This is a genomic window from Amycolatopsis sp. NPDC003861 (genome assembly GCF_053605405.1).
Genome location: NZ_JBSGJD010000092.1, coordinates 1 through 17,423 on the forward strand (window position 1 = coordinate 1; position 17,423 = coordinate 17,423).

A 17,423-nucleotide genomic window follows, 5' to 3' on the forward strand; every position below is an offset into this window, starting at 1 on the left:
GCCCGCCGCGCCGCCCGCGCGGGCGGCGAGGACGAGATCCGGATCGCTCGCCGGATTCCGCAGCGCCGCCCTCGCCACGTCTTCGCCGGCCACTGCGGCCTGCCACCACCCGGCCGCGTCCGCCGCCGGCTCGGTGTCCGGCGGGAACCAGCCGCCGCGCCGGACGTGGACGTGCTTTCTCCACGCCGGGTCCGGGACGAAGGTCTCGGTCATTGCTGCCCCCCAAAGTCGGTCGATGCTGGGCCGAAGGCTACGGGAGGGGTCCGACAATTTCCGGAGATCCGCAGCTCCGGCCCCGGTTTCTGGCACAGTGGTGCGCATGGGGGAGGACCTTGCCGCCGCTGTGGCCGCCGTCGTGCCGACCGTCCGCGCCGTGATCCCGCCCGCGCCCGCCGCGGCGCTGGGCCGGCTGCGGCTGGAACCGGAACGCCGCCGGTTCCCGGACATCCCCGAGCCCGAGGTGCTGAAGTCGCTCAGAACCCTGCCGTCGTGGCTCGTCGAACGCGTCCACGGCGCGGTCGAGCTGCCTCTGACCAGCTTGGCGATCCCGGCACCCTCGGTCGCCGCCGCGCTGAAGCCGCCGCCGGACGGCGCCTACGGCTTCCTCACCTCCGACAGCGAAGCGGACGCCCTGCGGGAGACGCGGTCGCTGCACCAGCTCCGGCCCGGTCTGCTGGACCTGGTCGCGGAGCTGACCGTCAGCGTGGCAGCCGAAATCCCGCATACGATCGAAGGCGACGAAGCCGCCATCGCGGCCGCGCACGGCGCCCACCACCTCGCGATCGCCCTGGTGACCGCGACGATCGTCGCCCGCGAAGCAGGCCGCCCGGAGGTCGCCGCCATCGTCGGGACGGCGCTGGGAGTGGCCGCGAGCCTGCTGCGCGGGACGCCGATGCCCGATGGTTACGCGGAAGCGTTGCGGGACAAGGAACGAGCCGAGTATCGGTTGCCGCAGTCCGGCAGCACGTCCGTGGCCGTCCGCGACCACGTCTTCGCCCTGGCCGAAAGCGAAACCCCAGCCGTGCCGCACGACTTCGCCGGCAACGGCCTGGCCGAGGTCATCGACGGCGGCGTGGCCGTCCGCACCGGCACGGAGAACGGCACGGTCAGCGTCGGCATCCGGGTGCTGGCCGAGCCGCCCGCCACGGCGGAAACCCTGGGCTGGGAAGAAGTCGTCGACCTCAGCTGGCACGCGGAGCACGGCTCGGCCGGCGTGGGCCGGGGCGTGACGACGGCGCACTGGCCCCACGTCAAGACCGTCACGACCCCGCCGTGGCCCGGTGACTACCGCGTCCGCGTGCACGCCTACGGCCGCGACGACCCCGAGGCCGAGAGCTACGACCTCTGGATCTGGGCCGCGCCGCCCGAGCCCCCGGTCGTGCACGCCCGGGCCGACCGCCTCGGCCACCACCTGCGCGGCGAGCCGGAGCCGCCGCCCGCAGACCGGCCCGAGGTGCGCTACCGCTGGATCGGGCGGTCCCGGCTGACCGTCGCGGCGACGGTCACCGTCGCCACCGGCCTCCCGGCGGAGGAGGTCATCCGCGCGTTCGGCGCCGACCCCGCCCGGCCCGAACCCCTCCCCGAGTTGCGCGAGGCGTACGCGGACCCGTGGCTGGCCGTCCTGGACCTCGACGGCGTCGTGGTGGCGATCGAGGAGAACGGCTACTCCGGCTCCCACGCCGACGTGCTCACCGCGGCCTCCCGGGCCGGCCGGGCGGCGAGCATGTTCTGGAACGTCAACGCGGTGACGCGCCTGTCCTTCGCCAAGGCCGGCACGCTCCTCTCGTCGTTCGAACCCGGCTTGCACGAGCCGTCCGCGGACGAGGAGGTCACCGCGGCGCTGGCCGGTCTCGACCTCGAGAACTACCGCGACGGCAACGAAAAGGGCCTGGTCGCGGTCGAGCGGTTCACCGGCCGGGGCTTGTACCCCGAGGACCTGGAGGACATCGAGCGCCTCGGCGTGGCCTACCGGATCAGCGACCCCGGTTGACCGCGCTGATGTCGTCCTGAAGCCGGTCCCGGACGTCCGAGCGGGCGTCCCGGGGCACCGGCGCCGACGCCTGGGACGGCTCGCCCGCCGGGCCCGGCACCGGGTACACCTTGTTCTCCCCGGGCAGCGGAACACCCGGGCAGATGGTGGCCGCCGGCCGCGCGCCGCCGAGGTAGAAGCCGTTCACCAGATCGTCCACACAGGAGTTGCCGCTGACCGCGTACTGGCCGTGGAACGGCGAATCCGCCACCGAGATCATCGGGATCCCGGCCGCCCGCGCCGCCGCCTCCGCCTGCTCGTACCCGGTCTGCGGGTCGAACTCGCCCTGGACGACGAGGATGTTCTTCGCGGCGGCCGCCGAGAGCTTCGGCAGCGACTGCCGGGGCGGGTCGGACCAGAAGCCGCACGCCTCGCTGAGGCCGTAGGCCCAGCCGAACAGCGGGTAGGTCGGCCCCTGCAGGTCGCTGAGCAGCTTGTACCAGCTCGCCGTCCGCGTCGGCTGGTCGCCGCACGCCACGGCCAGCCGCGTCCCCGGGACGTCGGCGTAGTCCGGCTCCGGCGGGTCGGCCGCCACGTCGGCCGCGGTCAGCCGGTCCGCCGGACGGCCGAAGACCGCCCGCGACGCCCGGTCGAGGTCGCTGCGCAACGCCGCGGGCGGCGGGGTGGTCTTGCCGGCGAGCGCCGCCGCGCCCTTCGTGAGGATCAGGGCCCCGGTCATCCACTGCCGGCTGCTGCCGTTGCCGACGAAGACCGAGTCGAAGACGTCGGGCGGCACGCCCTGGGTCTTGAAGTAGGCCCGCAGCCTCTCCCACGTCGCCCGGACCTCGCCGGCGGTCTTGCCGAGCTGCTCCGGGAACCGGCGGGCCAGCCACGGCGCGTAGACGCGGTCGAACTGGCGCTGGTCGATCTTCGGGAACGCCTCGAACGCGGCCTGGAGGCGGCCTTCGAAGTTGACGCTGGAGTCGAGCACCAGCTTCCCGGCCCGCTCCGGGAACAGCGACGCGTACTTCGCACCGAGCCAGGTGCCGTAGGAGAAGCCGAGGTAGTTCAGCTTCTCGTCGCCCAGCAGCGAGCGGATCAGGTCCATGTCGTGCGCGGTCTGCCAGGTGGTGATGAACGGCGCGACCGCGTCGCTCTGGCACGCCTCGGCCAGCACGCGCGGCGTCCGCTGGTGCAGCGCGATGCTCGCCGCCGAGCGGTCGCGGGCGTCGAGGTCGTCCTCCTGGGGCAGGCGCCCCAGCGGTACCCGGCAGACGTACCCGTCGTCGGGGCCGCCTTCCTGGCCGGTGCCGCGAGGGTCCATCCCGACGATGTCGTAGTGCTCGTTCAGCGACGGCTCCAGCCCGGCCAGCGCGCCCGCGAGCGACGTGCCCCGGCCGCCGGGTCCGCCCGGGTTCACCAGGATCGCGCCCTGCCGGCCGCCGGTGGCCGCGACCCGGCTGATCGCCACCTGCAGGTCGATCCCGGCCGCGGGGGCCGCCCAGTCCCGCGGGACGGTGATCCGCGCGCACTCCGCCGTGGGCGGCTTGGTGCGCTGCTTGAACGGGCAGGCGCCCCAGGAGACCTCCTGCCCGCGGTAGGGCGCGAGCGGGTCGGCCGGGGTGGCCGCGGCGGGCGCCGTGGCCGCCACCAGGACCGAGACCGCCACCACCAGTCCTGCTCGGGACGTTCGCACCGCAGTTTCCTTCCTCACGCACCGGCCGTGAAGATCCAATCACGGCCGGTGGAGGCCGGGCAGCGCCAAGCCGCGGCTCGCCGGGCGGATTCCATCGATCCGGTGAACGCCGCGGTGCAGGTCAGGTGCGGTACGGGCCGTGGTTGCCGAGATCGGGAGCCACCTGCGGGCGGGGGCCGTCCTGGCCGGGCACCGGGGTGGTGGTGGCGCGCCATGCCGGGTCCGTCGCCACCGGCTCGACGACCACCTCGGTGGCGGGCCGGGCGTAGGTTTCGGTGCCGCCCTCCCGCTCCTGGAAGTGCTCCTCGACGATCCGGTCCTGACGGCGGCGGGCGAGCACGGCCAGCGTCAGCACGTGGGCCACGGCCATCAGCAGCAGGAAGACGCCGAGCCGCCCGACCAGCGCGGCCGTCGACCCCGACCACTGCGGGCCGACCACCGACAGCAGCGCGAGTACGCCGAAGGAGACCAGGTGGAAGACGGTCACCACCATCCACGCCAGCGAGCCCGACCCCTCACCGCCGTCCGGCCCGCTGAGGTAGCGCCGGCCGCCGCGGTAGAGCACCTGGCCGTCGGCCACCACGAACACCAGGCCGATGATCAGGAATCCGGTGAGGTCGTTGTCGGGCATGCGTCTCCTCCTCCTTTCCGGCGGAGTACCCGGCCCGGCCGGGCCCGGACGACGGTTCACCGGAACGAGCGAACGACGGCGATCACACCCGGGAATCATTTCCGGCCGCTGGACGTCTGAGGGGGCGTGAAGAGAATTGGCTTCCTGTCGTTCGGCCACTGGTCGGACAGCGCACACTCCGAGACCCGGTCGGCCGCCGACTTCCTGCACCAGTCGATCGACCTGGCGGTGGCCGCCGAGGAGCTCGGCGTCGACGGCGCCTACTTCCGCGTGCACCACTTCGCGCGGCAGGCGGCCAGCCCGTTCCCGCTGCTGGCGGCGATCGGCGCGCGGACGTCGAGGATCGAGATCGGCACCGGCGTGATCGACATGCGCTACGAGAACCCGCTCTACATGATCGAGGACGCGGGCGCCGCCGACCTCATCTCCGGCGGCCGGCTCCAGCTCGGCATCAGCCGGGGATCCCCCGAGCAGGTGATCGACGGCTGGCGGTACTTCGGGTACGCCCCCGGCGAGGGCGAGACGGACGCCGACATGGCCCGCCAGCACACCGAGGTCTTCCTCAAGCTCCTCGGCGGCGAAGGCTTCGCCCAGCCGAACCCGCGGCCGATGTTCGCCAACCCGCCCGGGTTGCTGCGGCTCGAGCCGCACTCCGAGGGCCTGCGCGAGCGCATCTGGTGGGGGTCCGGTTCGAACGCGACCAGCGTGTGGGCCGCGAAGCTGGGCATGAACCTGCAGAGCTCGACGCTCAAGGACGACGAGACGGGCGAGCCGCTGCACGTCCAGCAGCGCAAGCAGATCGAGGCCTACCGCGAGGCGTGGACCGAAGCCGGCCACGAGCGGGAGCCGCGGGTTTCGGTCAGCCGCAGCATCTTCGCGCTGACGAATGACCAGGACCGCGCCTACTTCGGCCGCGACCGCCACTCGCGCGACCAGGTCGGCATGATCGACGAGAACACCCGCGCGATCTTCGGCCGGTCCTACGCCGGCGAGCCCGACGAGCTCGTGCGGCAGCTCAAGGAGGACGAGGCCGTCCAGGCCGCGGACACCCTGCTGCTCACCATTCCCAACCAGCTCGGGGTGGACTACAACGCGCACGTGCTGGAGAACATCCTGAAGCACGTGGCCCCGGAGCTGGGCTGGCGCTGAGGGGAGGCGGCCCGGTGGCGGCCGGGCCGCTCTTCGTCAGCCGTGGGTGACCTTCAGGCCGTAGAACGCGACCCGGGCACCCTTCGTCGTGCTGTCCGAAGAGGACTGGTTGTACGAGCCCGCCTTGAAGTACTGCTTGTACGGCTTGAACGACGACGGGATGGCGTAGTGCGTCGTGCTCCCGTTGACCGTGAGGTCGATGGTGTTGCCGCCGGAGATGCCGATCGTGTAGGTCCACGTCTTGCCGAGGGAGACGTGGCCGACGGTGTGCGGCGTCTGCCCGCCGTCGGGGGAGTTCTCGGTGCCGAGCACGATGTCCCCGCTGGCCCGGTAGTACAGCTCCAGCAGCGGTTTCGTCGACGAGCCGCCGGTGCCGAGGTGCACCTGGCCGACGCACACGTTCGACGTCACCGAGACCACGCGCAGGGTCGCGCTCAGCTTGTGCGACCCGCTCAGCGACCAGTTCGCCGCGGAGCCGTCCCGGTTCATCTCGCGCAGCTCCGAGCGCGCGTAGTTCGAGTTCGGCGTGGTGACGCCCTTTTCCGGAGCCCAGAAGGTCATCGCGCCGTCGCGGGTGTCGGTGTAGAAGTAGCTGTCCTGGAAGCCGTTCGGCCCCTGGAGCCGCGACGACGAGATGGTCGTCGGCTTGCCGGGGGAGCCGACCGGCTCCTGCAGCTGCCAGATCGAGAGGTCGAAGTTGCCGCCCGGGGCCACGGACGGATCGGCCGCCAGAGCGGGGAACGCGGTCGCCGCGGCCAGGGCCGGGACCGCCAGGAGTACGAGCAAAGCACGAACACGCGTCATCGGGTGTCCTTTCAGACGGTAAATGGTCTGGACAACCCGGCGGCGTGGGACTCACGGTAGGTCGGCGCTCACCCGATGTCAAGATCGCCGCCCACACGAAACGGGCCCGGCCGGAAACCGGCCGGGCCCGCTGCGGTGGTGGATCAGGCGAGGTCGAAGCGGTCCAGCTCCATGACCTTCGTCCACGCGGCCACGAAGTCGGCCACGAACTTCTCGCGGGCGTCGTCGCTGGCGTAGACCTCGGCCAGCGCCCGCAGCTGCGAGTTCGAACCGAAGACCAGGTCGACCGCGGTGGCGGTCCACTTGACCTCGTCGGTCGTCACGTCGCGGATCTCGTAGACGTTCTCCGCCGACTCCGACGCCTTCCACCTGGTGCCCGGCGCGAGCAGGTTGGCGAAGAAGTCGTTGGTCAGCACGCCCGGCTGGTCGGTGAGGACACCGTGCGCGGCACCGCCGTGGTTCGTGCCGAGGGCGCGGAGGCCACCGACCAGGACCGTCATCTCCGGCGCGGTCAGGTCGAGCATGTACGCGCGGTCGACCAGCAGCACCTCGGGCTGGCGCTTCTCGCCGGCCCGCAGGTAGTTGCGGAAGCCGTCGGCGCGCGGCTCGAGGACCTTGAACGAGTCGACGTCGGTCTGCTCGGCCGTGGCGTCGGTGCGGCCCGGGTGGAACGGCACGGTCGTCTCGACGCCGGCGTCGCGCGCCGCCTTCTCGACGGCCGCCGAGCCGGCCAGCACGATGAGGTCGGCCAGCGAGATCTGCGCGCCGCCCGCCTCGTTGAACTCGCGCTGGACGCCCTCGAGGACTTCGAGGACCTTGCCGAGCTGCTCGGGCTGGTTGACCTCCCAGTTGCGCTGCGGCTCCAGGCGGATCCGGGCGCCGTTCGCGCCACCGCGCTTGTCGGTGGAGCGGAAGCTTGCGGCCGACGCCCACGCGGTCGAAACCAGCTCCGAGACGGAGAGCCCCGAGTCGAGGACCTTCGCCTTGAGGGCGGTGATGTCGGCGTCGCTCACGAGGTCGCCCTCGACGGCGGGCACCGGGTCCTGCCACAGCTGCGGCTCGGCGACCCACGGGCCGAGGAAGCGGCTGACCGGGCCCATGTCGCGGTGCAGCAGCTTGTACCAGGCCTTGGCGAAGGCCAGCGCGAACTCGTCCGGGTTGTCCTTGAACCGCTGCGAGATCGGGCCGTAGACCGGGTCGAAGCGCAGCGATAGGTCCGTCGTGAGCATGGTCGGCTTGTGCTTCTTGTTCGGGTCGAACGGGTCCGGGATGATCTCCGGCGCGTCCTTGGCGACGTACTGCTTGCCGCCACCGGGGCTGGTGGTGAGCTCCCACTCGTAGCCGAAGAGGATCTCGAAGAAGCGGTTGCTCCACTCGGTCGGCTTGTCGGTCCAGGTCACCTCGAGACCACTGGTGATCTGGTCCGGGCCCTTGCCGCTGCCGAGCGTGTTCAGCCAGCCGAGGCCCTGGGCCTCCAGCGGGGCGCCCTCCGGCTCCGGGCCCACGTGGTCGTCGGCCACGCCGGCGCCGTGGGTCTTGCCGAAGGTGTGGCCGCCGGCGATGAGGGCGACGGTCTCCTCGTCGTTCATCGCCATCCGGGCGAAGGTCTCGCGGATGAAGTGGGCCGCGGCCTCGAAGTCCGCGCTGCCGCGGGGACCCTCGGGGTTGACGTAGATGAGGCCCATCTCGGTCGCGCCGAGCTCCGGCACCATCTCGGTGTCGCTGGCGTAGCGCTCGTCGCCCAGCCAGTCGTCCTCCGGGCCCCAGAAGATCTCTTCCGGCTCCCAGGTGTCCACGCGGCCGAAGCCGAAGCCGAAGGTCTTGAAGCCCATCGACTCCAGGGCCACGTTGCCGGCCAGGACGAGCAGGTCGGCCCACGAGATCTTCTGGCCGTACTTCTGCTTGACCGGCCACAGCAGGCGGCGGGCCTTGTCCAGGTTGGCGTTGTCCGGCCAGCTGTTCAGCGGGGCGAAGCGCTGCCCGCCGTCACCGGCGCCGCCCCGGCCGTCGTGGATGCGGTAGGTGCCCGCCGCGTGCCAGCTCATCCGGATCATCAGGCCGCCGTAGTGGCCGAAGTCCGCCGGCCACCAGTCCTGCGAGGTGGTGAGGACGTCGGTGATGTCGCGCTTGAGGGCCTCGACGTCGAGCTTCGCGAACTCCTTGGCGTACGCGAACTTCTCGCCGAGCGGGTTGCTCTTCGACGAGTGCGCGTGCAGCGGGGTGAGGTCGAGCTGGTTGGGCCACCAGTCCTGGAGGGTGCGCGGCCGGCCGCCCGTCTTGGGGGTCGGCGAGTCGATCGCCGGGTTCTCGCTCTCGCTGCCCTGCGAAGTCACCGAGTCGTGCGCGACCGGGCAACCGGCCGCCGCCTTCTTGTCCACGCCCTGCGCGGAGGACGGGTTGTCCTGGGTGGAGCTCATTTACTTCCTTCCGGGAGCGGCGAATCATTTCGGGGACGTTCGGCCGCGCAGTCGGGGCAGGTGCCCCAGTAGACGACCTCCGCCTGGTCGATCACGAAACCGTGGTCGTCCGAGGCGGTGAGACAGGGGGTGTGGCCGACGGCGCAGTCGACGTCGGCTATCGCCCCGCACGAACGGCACACGACGTGGTGGTGGTTGTCACCCACCCGGGCCTCGTAGCGGGCGTTCGCACCGGCCGGCTGGATGCGCCGGATCAGCCCGGTGTCGGTGAGCGCCCGCAGCACGTCGTAGATCGTCTGGTGCGAGACCGTCGGTTGCTCGGCGCGCACCAGTTCGATCACCGTTTCGGTGTCGACGTGGGGATGCTCGCGCAGTGCGGCCAGCACGGCCAGCCGGGGTCGCGTGACCCGCAGCGAGACCGCCCGCAGCTGTGCTTCGAAGTCCGACATCGCCGCCGACCCTAGGGCCTTTTCTGGAATGGGTCAAGTTTTCATCCCCATCCGTGTGGCGCAACCGGGGTTCACGCTGAGTCAGCGAGACGGGTTAGGCTCCCGGGCATGCCGGACACGCAGTACGAAGACCTCCTCCGCCACGTCCTCGACAAGGGCACCCGCAAGGGCGACCGTACCGGCACGGGCACGAGGTCGATCTTCGGGCACCAGCTGCGCTACCGCCTGTCCGAGGGTTTTCCCCTGATCACCACGAAGAAAGTCCACTTCCGCTCGATCGCCTACGAGCTGTTGTGGTTCCTGCGCGGCGACGCGAACGTCTCCTGGCTGCAGGAGAACGGCGTGACGATCTGGGACGAATGGGCGGCGGCCGACGGCGATCTGGGCCCGGTCTACGGCGTCCAGTGGCGCTCGTGGCCCACCCCGGACGGCGGACACGTCGACCAGATCGCCGAGGTGCTGCGCACGCTGCGTGAAAACCCGGACTCGCGGCGGATCATCGTCTCCGCGTGGAACGTCGCCGACATCCCGCGGATGGCGCTGCCGCCGTGCCACGCGTTCTTCCAGTTCCACGTCGCCGACGGCAAGCTGTCCTGCCAGCTCTACCAGCGCAGCGCGGACCTGTTCCTCGGCGTGCCGTTCAACATCGCCAGCTACGCGCTGCTGACGCACATGATCGCCGAGCAGGTCGGCCTCGGTGTCGGCGACTTCATCTGGACGGGCGGGGACTGCCACATCTACGACAACCACGTCGACCAGGTCCGCACGCAGCTCGCCCGGGACGCGCGGCCGTTCCCGGCGCTGAGCCTGAAGCCGGCGGAAAGCCTGTTCGACTACACGTACGAGCACTTCTCGGTCGAGGGTTACGACCCGCACCCGGGCATCAAGGCGCCGGTGGCGGTGTGATCGGGCTGATCTGGGCTCAGTCCGCGAACGGCGTCATCGGGCGCGACGGCGAGCTGCCGTGGCACCTCCCGGAGGACCTCAAGCACTTCCGCACGGTGACCGCGGGCGCGGCGGTGCTCATGGGGCGCCGCACGTGGGAGTCGCTGCCGCCGCGGTTCCGGCCGCTGCCGGGCCGGCGGAACCTGGTCCTGTCGGCGACCCCGCAGGAGGGGGCCGAGACGTTCGCGGACCCGGCCGCCGCTTTTGCGGCCGTACCCGGCGACGTGTGGGTGATCGGCGGCGCGGCGGTGTACCGGGCGGCGCTGCCGGTTGCGGACCGGATCGTCGTCACCGAGATCCGCGAGTCGTTCGAAGGGGACACGTACGCGCCTGAAGTGGGGCGGCCGGCGGACTCCGTGGGGGAGTGGCTGGAGTCGTCGACGGGCCTGCACTACCGCTTCCTGACCTGGGGCTGACGGTCCGGGCCGTTGCGCTTCCCGGGGTCGGCGCTATACGGTTGGCTTGAACTAGAACACGTTCCAGTTCTAGTGGCCGGTCGTAGCGAGGAGCGGACATGGCGAAAAGGGCGGCGCGCGGCGACGAGGCCGACTACGTCGTCGTCGGGTCGGGGAGCTCGGGCGCGGCGATCGCGGGGCGGCTGGCGCAGGCCGGGGCCAGCGTGATCGTCCTCGAAGCCGGGAAGAGCGACGAGCAGCTGCTCGTCAAGAAACCCGGGCTCGTCGGGCCGATGCACGCCGTGCCGCAGCTCAAGAAACCGCTCGACTGGGGCTTCTACGGGGTCCCGCAGAAACACGTTCTCGATCGGCGGATGCCGGTGCCGCGCGGGCGGGTCGTCGGCGGCTCCAGCTCCATCAACGGCATGGTCTACGTCCGCGGCAACCGCGCCAACTTCGACTCCTGGGCCGCCGAGGGCAACGAGGGCTGGGACGCCGACAGCGTCAACGCCGCCTACAAGCGCATGGAGGACTTCGAAGACGGCGAGAACGCCTTCCGCGGCGCCGGCGGCCCGATCCGGGTCACCCGCGCGAAGAACCCCCAAGAAGGCTCGCTGCAGTTCGTCGACGCCACCGCCGACGCGCTCGGCTGCAAGATCCTCGACGACTACAACGCCGAGTCCCAAGAGGGCGTCAGCCGGATGCAGCAGAACGCCGCCGACGGCCTGCGCTACAGCGCCTCGCGCGGCTACCTCCACCACCTCGCGCCCCCGACGCTGCAACTGCAGGACCGGGTGCTGGTCGAGAAGGTGCTGATCGAGAACGGCCGCGCCGTCGGCGTCGAGGTCCTCGACCGCGGCCGCCGGCGCACCATCCGGGCCGGCCAAGAGGTCATCCTCTCCGCCGGCGTCATCGGGTCCGCGCAGCTGCTCATGCTGTCCGGCATCGGCCACGCCGAACACCTCCGGGAACAGGGCATCGACGTCGTCGCCGACCTGCCCGTCGGCGACAACATGCACGACCACATGTTCCACGCCCTGACGTTCCACGTCTCGACCAGCAAGAACAAGGGCACGGCACCGTACTTCGCCCGCGGGCTGGCCCGGGAGCTGCTCCGCCCCGGCACGACGTTCCTGGCGAACTCGGTCTTCGAGGCGGTCGCCTTCCTCCGCACCTCGCAGGCCGGCGCCGTCCCGGACCTGCAGCTGCACCTGCTGCCGTGGGCGTACGTGTCGCCCAACCAGGACGCGCCGATCCGGCACGACGTCGACAAGCGCCCCGCGCTCACCGTGCTGACCACGCTCATCTACCCGAAGAGCCGCGGCACGCTGCGGCTCGCCTCGGCCGACCCCGCCGCGGCGCCGCTCATCGACTTCCAGTACCTGTCCGACCCGGCCGACCTCGAACTGCTCGGCGAGGGCTCGGAAATGGTGCGCGAGATCTTCGCGTCCAAGGCGTTCAAGGGCGCGGTCAAGGAGGAGATCCACCCCGGCAAGAACCTCAAGGGCCAGGAACTGCGCGACGCGATCCTCAACCGCGCCACGTCGGTCTACCACGGCGTCGGCACCTGCCGGATGGGCGTCGACGAGCTCGCCGTCGTCGGTCCCGACTTGCGCGTGCGCGGCGTCGAGGGCCTGCGGGTCTGCGACGCCTCGATCATGCCGTCGATCACCGGCGGCAACACCAACGCGCCCTGCATCATGATCGGGGAAATGGGCGCCCAGCTCGTGCTCGGGAGCCGGTCATGACGCTTACGCCGCTCGGACTCACCCGTCCCGCTTCGATCACCGACGCGTTCCTGGCCCAGCTCGTGGCCCGGGTGCCCGGCTCGGCCGGCGCGACCTGGAAGCTCACCGAGGTTTACACCGGCGACGTGCTCGTCGAGCTGCCGCAGTCGACGCCGGAAGACATCGAGCGGGCGTTCGCCGTCGCGCGCGAGGCCCAGCGGAAGTGGGCGGCCACACCGGTCAAGGACCGGCTGGCGGTGTTCCGGCGGGCGCACGCGCTGTTCGTCGAGCGGGCGCGAACCGTCGCCGACCTGATCCAGGTCGAGAGCGGCAAGAACCGGCGGATGGCGATCGAGGAGACCTGCGACCCGCCGATGGTGATGAGCCACTACCTGAAGCGGGCGGCCCGGCTGCTGGCGCCGACCAAGCGCGGCGGGCCGGTGCCGCTGCTGACGACGTCGACCGAAGTCCGGCTGCCCAAGGGGGTCGTCGGCATCATCGCGCCGTGGAACTTCCCGTTCGCCACCGGCGTTTCCGACGCCGTGCCGGCGCTGATGGCGGGCAACGCGGTCGTGTTGAAACCGGACAACAAGACGGCGCTTTCGCCGCTCTACGGCGTCCGGCTGCTGGAGGAAGCGGGCCTGCCGGAAGGGCTGTTCCAGGTGGTCTGCGGCGAGGGACCGGACGTCGGCCCCACGCTGATCGACCACGCCGACTACGTCATGTTCACCGGTTCGACGGCCACCGGCCGGGTGATCGGCGAACGGGCGGGCCGCAACCTGATCGGCTGCTGCCTGGAGCTCGGCGGCAAGAACCCGATGCTCGTCCTCCCGGACGCCGACATCGCCGAAGCCGTGCAGGGCGCGATCTTCGGCGCGTTCGGCAACACTGGCCAGATCTGCATGCACATCGAGCGGATCTACCTGCCGGAGTCCCGCTACGACGAGTTCAAGACGGCGTTCGTCGCGGCGGCCTCGGCCCTCGACGTCCGCGCGGCCTACGACTTCGGCCCGGACATGGGCTCGCTGGTCTCGCCCGACCACATGCGCCGCGTCAAGTCCCATGTGGACGATGCGGTCGCCAAGGGCGCCACCGTGCTGTGCGGCGGCAAGCCGCGCCCCGACCTCGGCCCCGCCTTCTTCGAGCCGACGATCCTCGAGGGCGTCACCCCGGACATGGTCTGCGGCGTCACGGAGACGTTCGGCCCGGTGGTGGCGCTGCACAAGTACCGCACGGTCGACGAAGCGGTGGCGCTGGCCAACGACACGGACTACGGGCTGAACGCGTCCGTGTGGAGCACCGACGTCGCGGCGGCACGCGCGGTGGCGGCCCGGATCGAGTCCGGCAACGTGAACGTGAACGACGTCCTCGCGACGGCTTACGCGGCCAAGGGGACGCCGTCCGGCGGGGTGAAGAACTCCGGCGTCGGGGCCCGCCACGGGGACCAGGGGCTGCTGAAGTACACGGACGTGCAGAACCTGGCCGTGCTGAAGAAGCAGGTCATGGGGCCCCGGCCGGGGCAGGGGTACGAAAAGTACGTCGAGAGCATGCTTTCCGGCCTGAAGCTGATGCGGAAACTGCGGATCAGGTAGCGCTCGAGGCCGATCAGCCGTCGACCAGCAGTCCTCGCAACGGTCCCTGCAGCCGGGCGGCGCGGCGCGAGGCGCCGGGCAGCAGGACGAGCCGGTGGGTCCGGCGCTCGCCGCGGCGTTCCCGCTCGGCCTGCTCCTCGGCCAGCGGCCGCCAGAGGTTGTCGACGACGTCCGCGGGATTTCTCCCTTCGAGCTCCGAGACCGGCCGCCCGAGGTGTTCGGCCCACAGCCGCAACCTCGTCGTGCGGACCACCTCGGGGTCGTCGGTGGCGATGTTGACCTCGGTGTCGTTGAACAGCGAGTGCTCGTTGAGGTTGGCGGACCCGACCGTCAGCCACGAGTCGTCCACGATGCCGAGCTTGGCGTGGACGTACACCGGCGCCGACTCGTCGCCGTCGTGGGCGCTGATGGTCGTGGCGAGCAGGCGGCGGTGGCCGTCGTCGGCGTCGAGCAGCCGGCCCAGCTGGCCGCGGGTGGTGTCCGAGCCGTTGCTCGGCTTACGCGGCAGCAGTAGGACCACCCGGAAGTCTTCGTGCGGCGGGTGGCGAAGCTTGTCGAGCAGCACCTCGGTGATCTCCGGCGACCACAGGAACTGGTTCTCCAGGTAGACGAGCCGGTGCGCCGACCGCAGCGCGCGCAGGTAGCCGTCGAGGACGGTGAACTCGCCCTTCGGCAGGAAGTCGTAGGTGTCGTTCGGGACGGTCCGCAGCAGCTGGACGCGGCTGCCGCCCGCCGGCCCCGGCACCGCGGGCGCCGGCAGGTCCTCGCCGGCGACCTCGACCCATCGCCGCCGGAAGTGCTCGGCGACGTCGGCGACCACCGGGCCGTCGAGCCGCGCCATCAGGTCGTGCCACCCGATCGGCCGCGGCGGGTGGTCCGGGCTGTCGTGCCGATCGCCTTCCAGCGCGGTGAGGTCGACCCCGCCGACGAAGGCGACGACGTCGTCGACGATCACCAGCTTCTCGTGGTGGCAGTGCAGGGTCCGCTCGCGGGCGTCGAGGACACAGCGGACGTCGGTGCCCTCGGTGAACTTCCGCTGTTCGGAGCGAGCCAGCTTCCGCGACGGCTGGAAGGCGGGAAAGGGCGGCCCGGCCCAGAGCAGGACGCGAACCCGGACACCCCGCCCGGCGGCCTCGGCGAGCAGTTCCCGCAGGGTGGGCGAGCCGGGCTCCCGCGTCAGCCGGAAGTCGGCGCTGGCGTGCCAATTGGCGAGGTGCACGTGCGATTTCGCGCTCCGGATGGCCTCGGCGACGGCGGGCAGCGATTCTTCCCCGTCGATGAGCACCTCGACGCGGTTGCCGTCGCGCACCGGGGCCCGGCCGCCGAGCGGGTCGTCCGAGCCGCCCGCGAGCACGTCGCCCCAGCCGAGCCCTCGCAGGCGCCGCCGGTGGTGGGCGCACAGGACGCTCTCGAGCCCGTCGCCGAGCCGCTCGTCCACCTTGTCCACGAAAGAGTGAAAAGTTCTCACCCGTCCTATGTCACTACAGATTGGCCCGGCTCGCCGTGCAGTGACGCTGCGTCAGAGGTCGAGCACCAGGCGCGGTGAACACGCCCGCGACACGCAGAGCATCATCACCTCGTTCTCCAGGCGCTCGTCCGCCGTCAGCACCGAGTCGCGGTGGTCCGGCTCGCCGCCCAGCACGCCCGTTTCGCAGGTTCCGCACGTTCCCTCCCGGCACGACGACAGCACCATGACCCCCGCCTCCTCCACGACCTCGAGGATCGACCGGTCCGCCGGCACCGGCAGCACCCGGCCCGAGCTCGCCAGCTCGACCTCGAACGCCGTCCGCTCACCGAGGTCCGAACTCGCGGTGAAGCGCTCGACGTGCAGGTCGGCCGGCTTCAGGGCCTCCACCGCCGCCAGCAGGGGCTCCGGGCCGCAGCAGTACACCGCCGTGCCCGGTCGGACGTCGGTGAGCAGGGAGGGCAGGTCCAGGAGGCCGTGTTCGTCCTGGGGGCGGAACGACACCCGGTCGCCGTGGGCGGCCAGCTCGGTCGTGAAGGCCATCGAGGACAGCGTCCGGCCGCCGTAGACCAGGTGCCAGTCATCGCCCGCGCGGTCCAGCATCGGCAGGATCGGGGTGATGCCGATGCCGCCCGCGATGAACAGGTACCGCGCGGCCTCCACCAAGGCGAAGTGGTTGCGGGGGCCGGAAACCGAAACCCGGTCGCCGGTGGACAGCTTGTCGTGCACGTACGCCGAGCCGCCGCGGCCGTCCGGCTCGCGCAGCACCGCCACGACGTACGCCGACCTGTCCGCCGGGCTGCCGCACAGCGAGTACTGCCGCACGAAGCCCGGCAGTACCAGGTCGATGTGGGCTCCCGGCTCCCAGAGCGGCAGCGGCTCCCCGCCGGGAAAACGGAGGGTGAGGGCGACCACGCCGTCGGCGACGTCGTCCTTGCGGTCCACCACCAGTTCGAGCGTCATGAGTGTCCTTCGGGGTGGGCGAGCAGCCAGTCCCACAGCTGCACGGGGTCTTCGAACTCGCGCTCGGCGCCGCAGTGGCAGACCGCGCGCAGCCGGTCGGTGCCGAGCACCCAGTGGATCCGGTAGACGCGGTCGCCGGCCAGCATCGGCCGGTTCACGACGTGACCATCCGTTGCAGCATGCGGCGAGCCGCGAGGCCGCCGGTGTCGATGTTGATCGACAACTCTTGGTAACCGTCGGGCTCGGTGGCGATCACTCGTTCGAGCACGTCGAGGGCTTCGACGTCCTGCAGCACCACGGTGCGGTTGTTCTCCGCGAGGAACGCCGAAACACCTTCGTCGTCGAGCGCGAAATCCCGCGCCACGGCCCAGAAGTCGTGCGTCGAGTGCTCAGTTTCGGGCGTGATGGCGTAGACGACCTCGACGTGGAAGGCGTCCGGGTCGGTGCCGTCCGGGTTGGGCACGGACCCGACCGGCGCGATGCGGCTGTGCAGCTTGTACAGGCACGGCGGCGTGTACTCGATGTCCTGCCAGCGCGTGATGCGGCCGTCGAGGCCGGTCGACTTGGCGTAGAAGGGCGGGCACGCCGCGTCGGCCATGTGCCGCGAGACGTAGACGATCCCGCCTTCCTCGTCGACCTCGGTGGTGATCGGCGTTTCGGCCACCTCCGGGGTGCCGATGTAGCCGCCGTGCAGGTAGGTCTCGTGGGACAGGTCGAGCAGGTTGTCCACCAGCAGCGAATACCGCGCCCGCAACGGTTCCATCCCGCGGACGGTGGTGTAGTCCGGCGAGTCGAGCCAGGGCGCCCGCGGGATCGCCGACGCGTCCGCCTTCGCCGGGTCACCGATGAACACCCAGACGAAGGAATCTTGCTCCACCAACGGGTAGTGCGTCAGCCGCGCGGTCCGCGGCACCCGGGTCTGCCCGGGGACGGCCACGCACTTGCCGTCGGCGCCGTAGGTGAAACCGTGGTAGCCGCAGACGACCTGGTCGTCGACCAGCCGGGACGGCGCCTGCGACAACGGGAACCGCCGGTGCACGCACCGGTCGGCCATCGCGGTGACGTTCCCGTCGCGGGTCCGCCAGAACAGGATCGGCTCACCGCAGACGGTGCGGCTGAACAGCTCGGCGCCGATCTCGGAGCCGTAGGCGGCGACGTACCACTGGTCGCGGGGGATGGCGCTCATCAGGTCGTCCTTTCGTGGTGGGCCGGGTCACAGCG

Annotated in this window: 16 protein-coding genes; 6 read left to right on the top strand and 10 right to left on the bottom strand. The window is 71.3% G+C overall.

Annotated elements, in window-relative coordinates:
* The coding region (locus ACWEVN_RS22900) for a hypothetical protein (RefSeq protein ID WP_452052606.1) at positions 1 to 213 on the bottom strand (213 nt) is incomplete at its 3' end.
* Between the two features lie 106 nt (positions 214 to 319).
* Between ACWEVN_RS22900 and ACWEVN_RS22905 the strand changes: the two genes are divergently transcribed.
* Complete coding sequence (locus ACWEVN_RS22905; protein WP_452052607.1) at positions 320 to 1,990, top strand: DUF6461 domain-containing protein; 1,671 nt, start codon at positions 320 to 322, stop codon at positions 1,988 to 1,990.
* Here ACWEVN_RS22905 and ACWEVN_RS22910 read toward each other — a convergent pair.
* Together ACWEVN_RS22910 and ACWEVN_RS22915 are read right to left on the bottom strand one after the other, a co-directional pair.
* Entirely contained in the window at positions 1,974 to 3,638 is a 1,665-nt protein-coding gene (locus ACWEVN_RS22910; RefSeq protein ID WP_452052624.1) for an alpha/beta fold hydrolase, read from the bottom strand. The two genes, ACWEVN_RS22905 and ACWEVN_RS22910, sit on opposite strands and share 17 nt — an antisense overlap.
* A 148-nt stretch (positions 3,639 to 3,786) precedes the next feature.
* Entirely contained in the window at positions 3,787 to 4,296 is a 510-nt protein-coding gene (locus ACWEVN_RS22915; RefSeq protein WP_449683619.1) for a hypothetical protein, read from the bottom strand.
* A gap of 126 nt (positions 4,297 to 4,422) precedes the next feature.
* On the opposite strand from ACWEVN_RS22915, the gene ACWEVN_RS22920 reads away from it, so the two are divergent.
* The gene (locus tag ACWEVN_RS22920; protein WP_449683618.1) at positions 4,423 to 5,445 is read left to right on the top strand and encodes an LLM class flavin-dependent oxidoreductase; all 1,023 of its coding nucleotides are present in this window, start codon (positions 4,423 to 4,425) and stop codon (positions 5,443 to 5,445) included.
* 36 nt (positions 5,446 to 5,481) lie between these two features.
* Here the strand turns inward: ACWEVN_RS22920 and ACWEVN_RS22925 are convergent, their stop codons facing one another.
* The 3 genes from ACWEVN_RS22925 to ACWEVN_RS22935 all read right to left on the bottom strand — a co-directional run bounded on the left by ACWEVN_RS22925 (position 5,482) and on the right by ACWEVN_RS22935 (position 9,115).
* Positions 5,482 to 6,249: a polysaccharide lyase family 7 protein gene (locus ACWEVN_RS22925; RefSeq protein ID WP_449683617.1), complete on the bottom strand. Its 768-nt coding sequence runs from the start codon at positions 6,247 to 6,249 to the stop codon at positions 5,482 to 5,484.
* Positions 6,250 to 6,392: 143 nt separating this feature from the next.
* Complete coding sequence (gene katG / locus ACWEVN_RS22930) at positions 6,393 to 8,666, bottom strand: catalase/peroxidase HPI (protein ID WP_449683616.1); 2,274 nt, start codon at positions 8,664 to 8,666, stop codon at positions 6,393 to 6,395.
* On the bottom strand, positions 8,663 to 9,115 hold the full coding sequence (locus ACWEVN_RS22935; RefSeq protein ID WP_310969934.1) for a Fur family transcriptional regulator: 453 nt from the start codon (positions 9,113 to 9,115) through the stop codon (positions 8,663 to 8,665). Before ACWEVN_RS22935 ends, katG begins: the two co-directional genes overlap by 4 nt.
* A gap of 108 nt (positions 9,116 to 9,223) precedes the next feature.
* Here ACWEVN_RS22935 and ACWEVN_RS22940 point away from each other — a divergent pair, with 108 nt between their 5' ends.
* The 4 genes from ACWEVN_RS22940 to ACWEVN_RS22955 all read left to right on the top strand — a co-directional run bounded on the left by ACWEVN_RS22940 (position 9,224) and on the right by ACWEVN_RS22955 (position 13,774).
* Positions 9,224 to 10,021 (top strand): thymidylate synthase, encoded by a 798-nt coding sequence (locus ACWEVN_RS22940; protein WP_452052608.1) that lies wholly within the window; start codon positions 9,224 to 9,226, stop codon positions 10,019 to 10,021.
* Entirely contained in the window at positions 10,018 to 10,476 is a 459-nt protein-coding gene (locus ACWEVN_RS22945; protein WP_452052609.1) for a dihydrofolate reductase, read from the top strand. The genes ACWEVN_RS22940 and ACWEVN_RS22945 overlap by 4 nt, the downstream gene beginning before the upstream one ends.
* Before the next feature lie 98 nt (positions 10,477 to 10,574).
* Positions 10,575 to 12,203, top strand: a complete 1,629-nt coding sequence (locus ACWEVN_RS22950) for a GMC family oxidoreductase (protein ID WP_452052610.1) — start codon at positions 10,575 to 10,577, stop codon at positions 12,201 to 12,203.
* Positions 12,200 to 13,774, top strand: a complete 1,575-nt coding sequence (locus tag ACWEVN_RS22955) for a succinic semialdehyde dehydrogenase (protein ID WP_452052611.1) — start codon at positions 12,200 to 12,202, stop codon at positions 13,772 to 13,774. Before ACWEVN_RS22950 ends, ACWEVN_RS22955 begins: the two co-directional genes overlap by 4 nt.
* Positions 13,775 to 13,787: 13 nt before the next feature.
* Here ACWEVN_RS22955 and ACWEVN_RS22960 read toward each other — a convergent pair whose 3' ends face one another.
* Genes ACWEVN_RS22960 through ACWEVN_RS22975 form a run of 4 tightly spaced genes read right to left on the bottom strand, consistent with a single transcriptional unit; the run spans position 13,788 to position 17,388 of the window.
* Complete coding sequence (locus ACWEVN_RS22960) at positions 13,788 to 15,242, bottom strand: phospholipase D-like domain-containing protein (RefSeq protein WP_452052612.1); 1,455 nt, start codon at positions 15,240 to 15,242, stop codon at positions 13,788 to 13,790.
* A gap of 51 nt (positions 15,243 to 15,293) precedes the next feature.
* Complete coding sequence (locus ACWEVN_RS22965; protein ID WP_452052613.1) at positions 15,294 to 16,202, bottom strand: PDR/VanB family oxidoreductase; 909 nt, start codon at positions 16,200 to 16,202, stop codon at positions 15,294 to 15,296.
* Positions 16,199 to 16,360, bottom strand: coding sequence for a hypothetical protein (locus ACWEVN_RS22970; protein ID WP_310969942.1), 162 nt, complete (start codon positions 16,358 to 16,360; stop codon positions 16,199 to 16,201). Before ACWEVN_RS22970 ends, ACWEVN_RS22965 begins: the two co-directional genes overlap by 4 nt.
* Positions 16,357 to 17,388, bottom strand: a complete 1,032-nt coding sequence (locus ACWEVN_RS22975) for a Rieske 2Fe-2S domain-containing protein (protein WP_452052614.1) — start codon at positions 17,386 to 17,388, stop codon at positions 16,357 to 16,359. Before ACWEVN_RS22975 ends, ACWEVN_RS22970 begins: the two co-directional genes overlap by 4 nt.
* Positions 17,389 to 17,423 lie beyond the last annotated feature (35 nt).

Excerpts from the sequence above, each read along its gene's own strand:
- ACWEVN_RS22955 (WP_452052611.1), top strand. The coding sequence starts at position 12,200 with ATGACGCTTACGCCGCTCGGACTCACCCGTCCCGCTTCGATCACCGAC.
- ACWEVN_RS22925 (WP_449683617.1), bottom strand. The coding sequence starts at position 6,249 with ATGACGCGTGTTCGTGCTTTGCTCGTACTCCTGGCGGTCCCGGCCCTG.
- ACWEVN_RS22940 (WP_452052608.1), top strand. The coding sequence starts at position 9,224 with ATGCCGGACACGCAGTACGAAGACCTCCTCCGCCACGTCCTCGACAAG.
- ACWEVN_RS22915 (WP_449683619.1), bottom strand. The coding sequence starts at position 4,296 with ATGCCCGACAACGACCTCACCGGATTCCTGATCATCGGCCTGGTGTTC.
- ACWEVN_RS22935 (WP_310969934.1), bottom strand. The coding sequence starts at position 9,115 with ATGTCGGACTTCGAAGCACAGCTGCGGGCGGTCTCGCTGCGGGTCACG.
- ACWEVN_RS22965 (WP_452052613.1), bottom strand. The coding sequence starts at position 16,202 with ATGACGCTCGAACTGGTGGTGGACCGCAAGGACGACGTCGCCGACGGC.
- katG (WP_449683616.1), bottom strand. The coding sequence starts at position 8,666 with ATGAGCTCCACCCAGGACAACCCGTCCTCCGCGCAGGGCGTGGACAAG.
- ACWEVN_RS22905 (WP_452052607.1), top strand. The coding sequence starts at position 320 with ATGGGGGAGGACCTTGCCGCCGCTGTGGCCGCCGTCGTGCCGACCGTC.
- ACWEVN_RS22950 (WP_452052610.1), top strand. The coding sequence starts at position 10,575 with ATGGCGAAAAGGGCGGCGCGCGGCGACGAGGCCGACTACGTCGTCGTC.
- ACWEVN_RS22975 (WP_452052614.1), bottom strand. The coding sequence starts at position 17,388 with ATGAGCGCCATCCCCCGCGACCAGTGGTACGTCGCCGCCTACGGCTCC.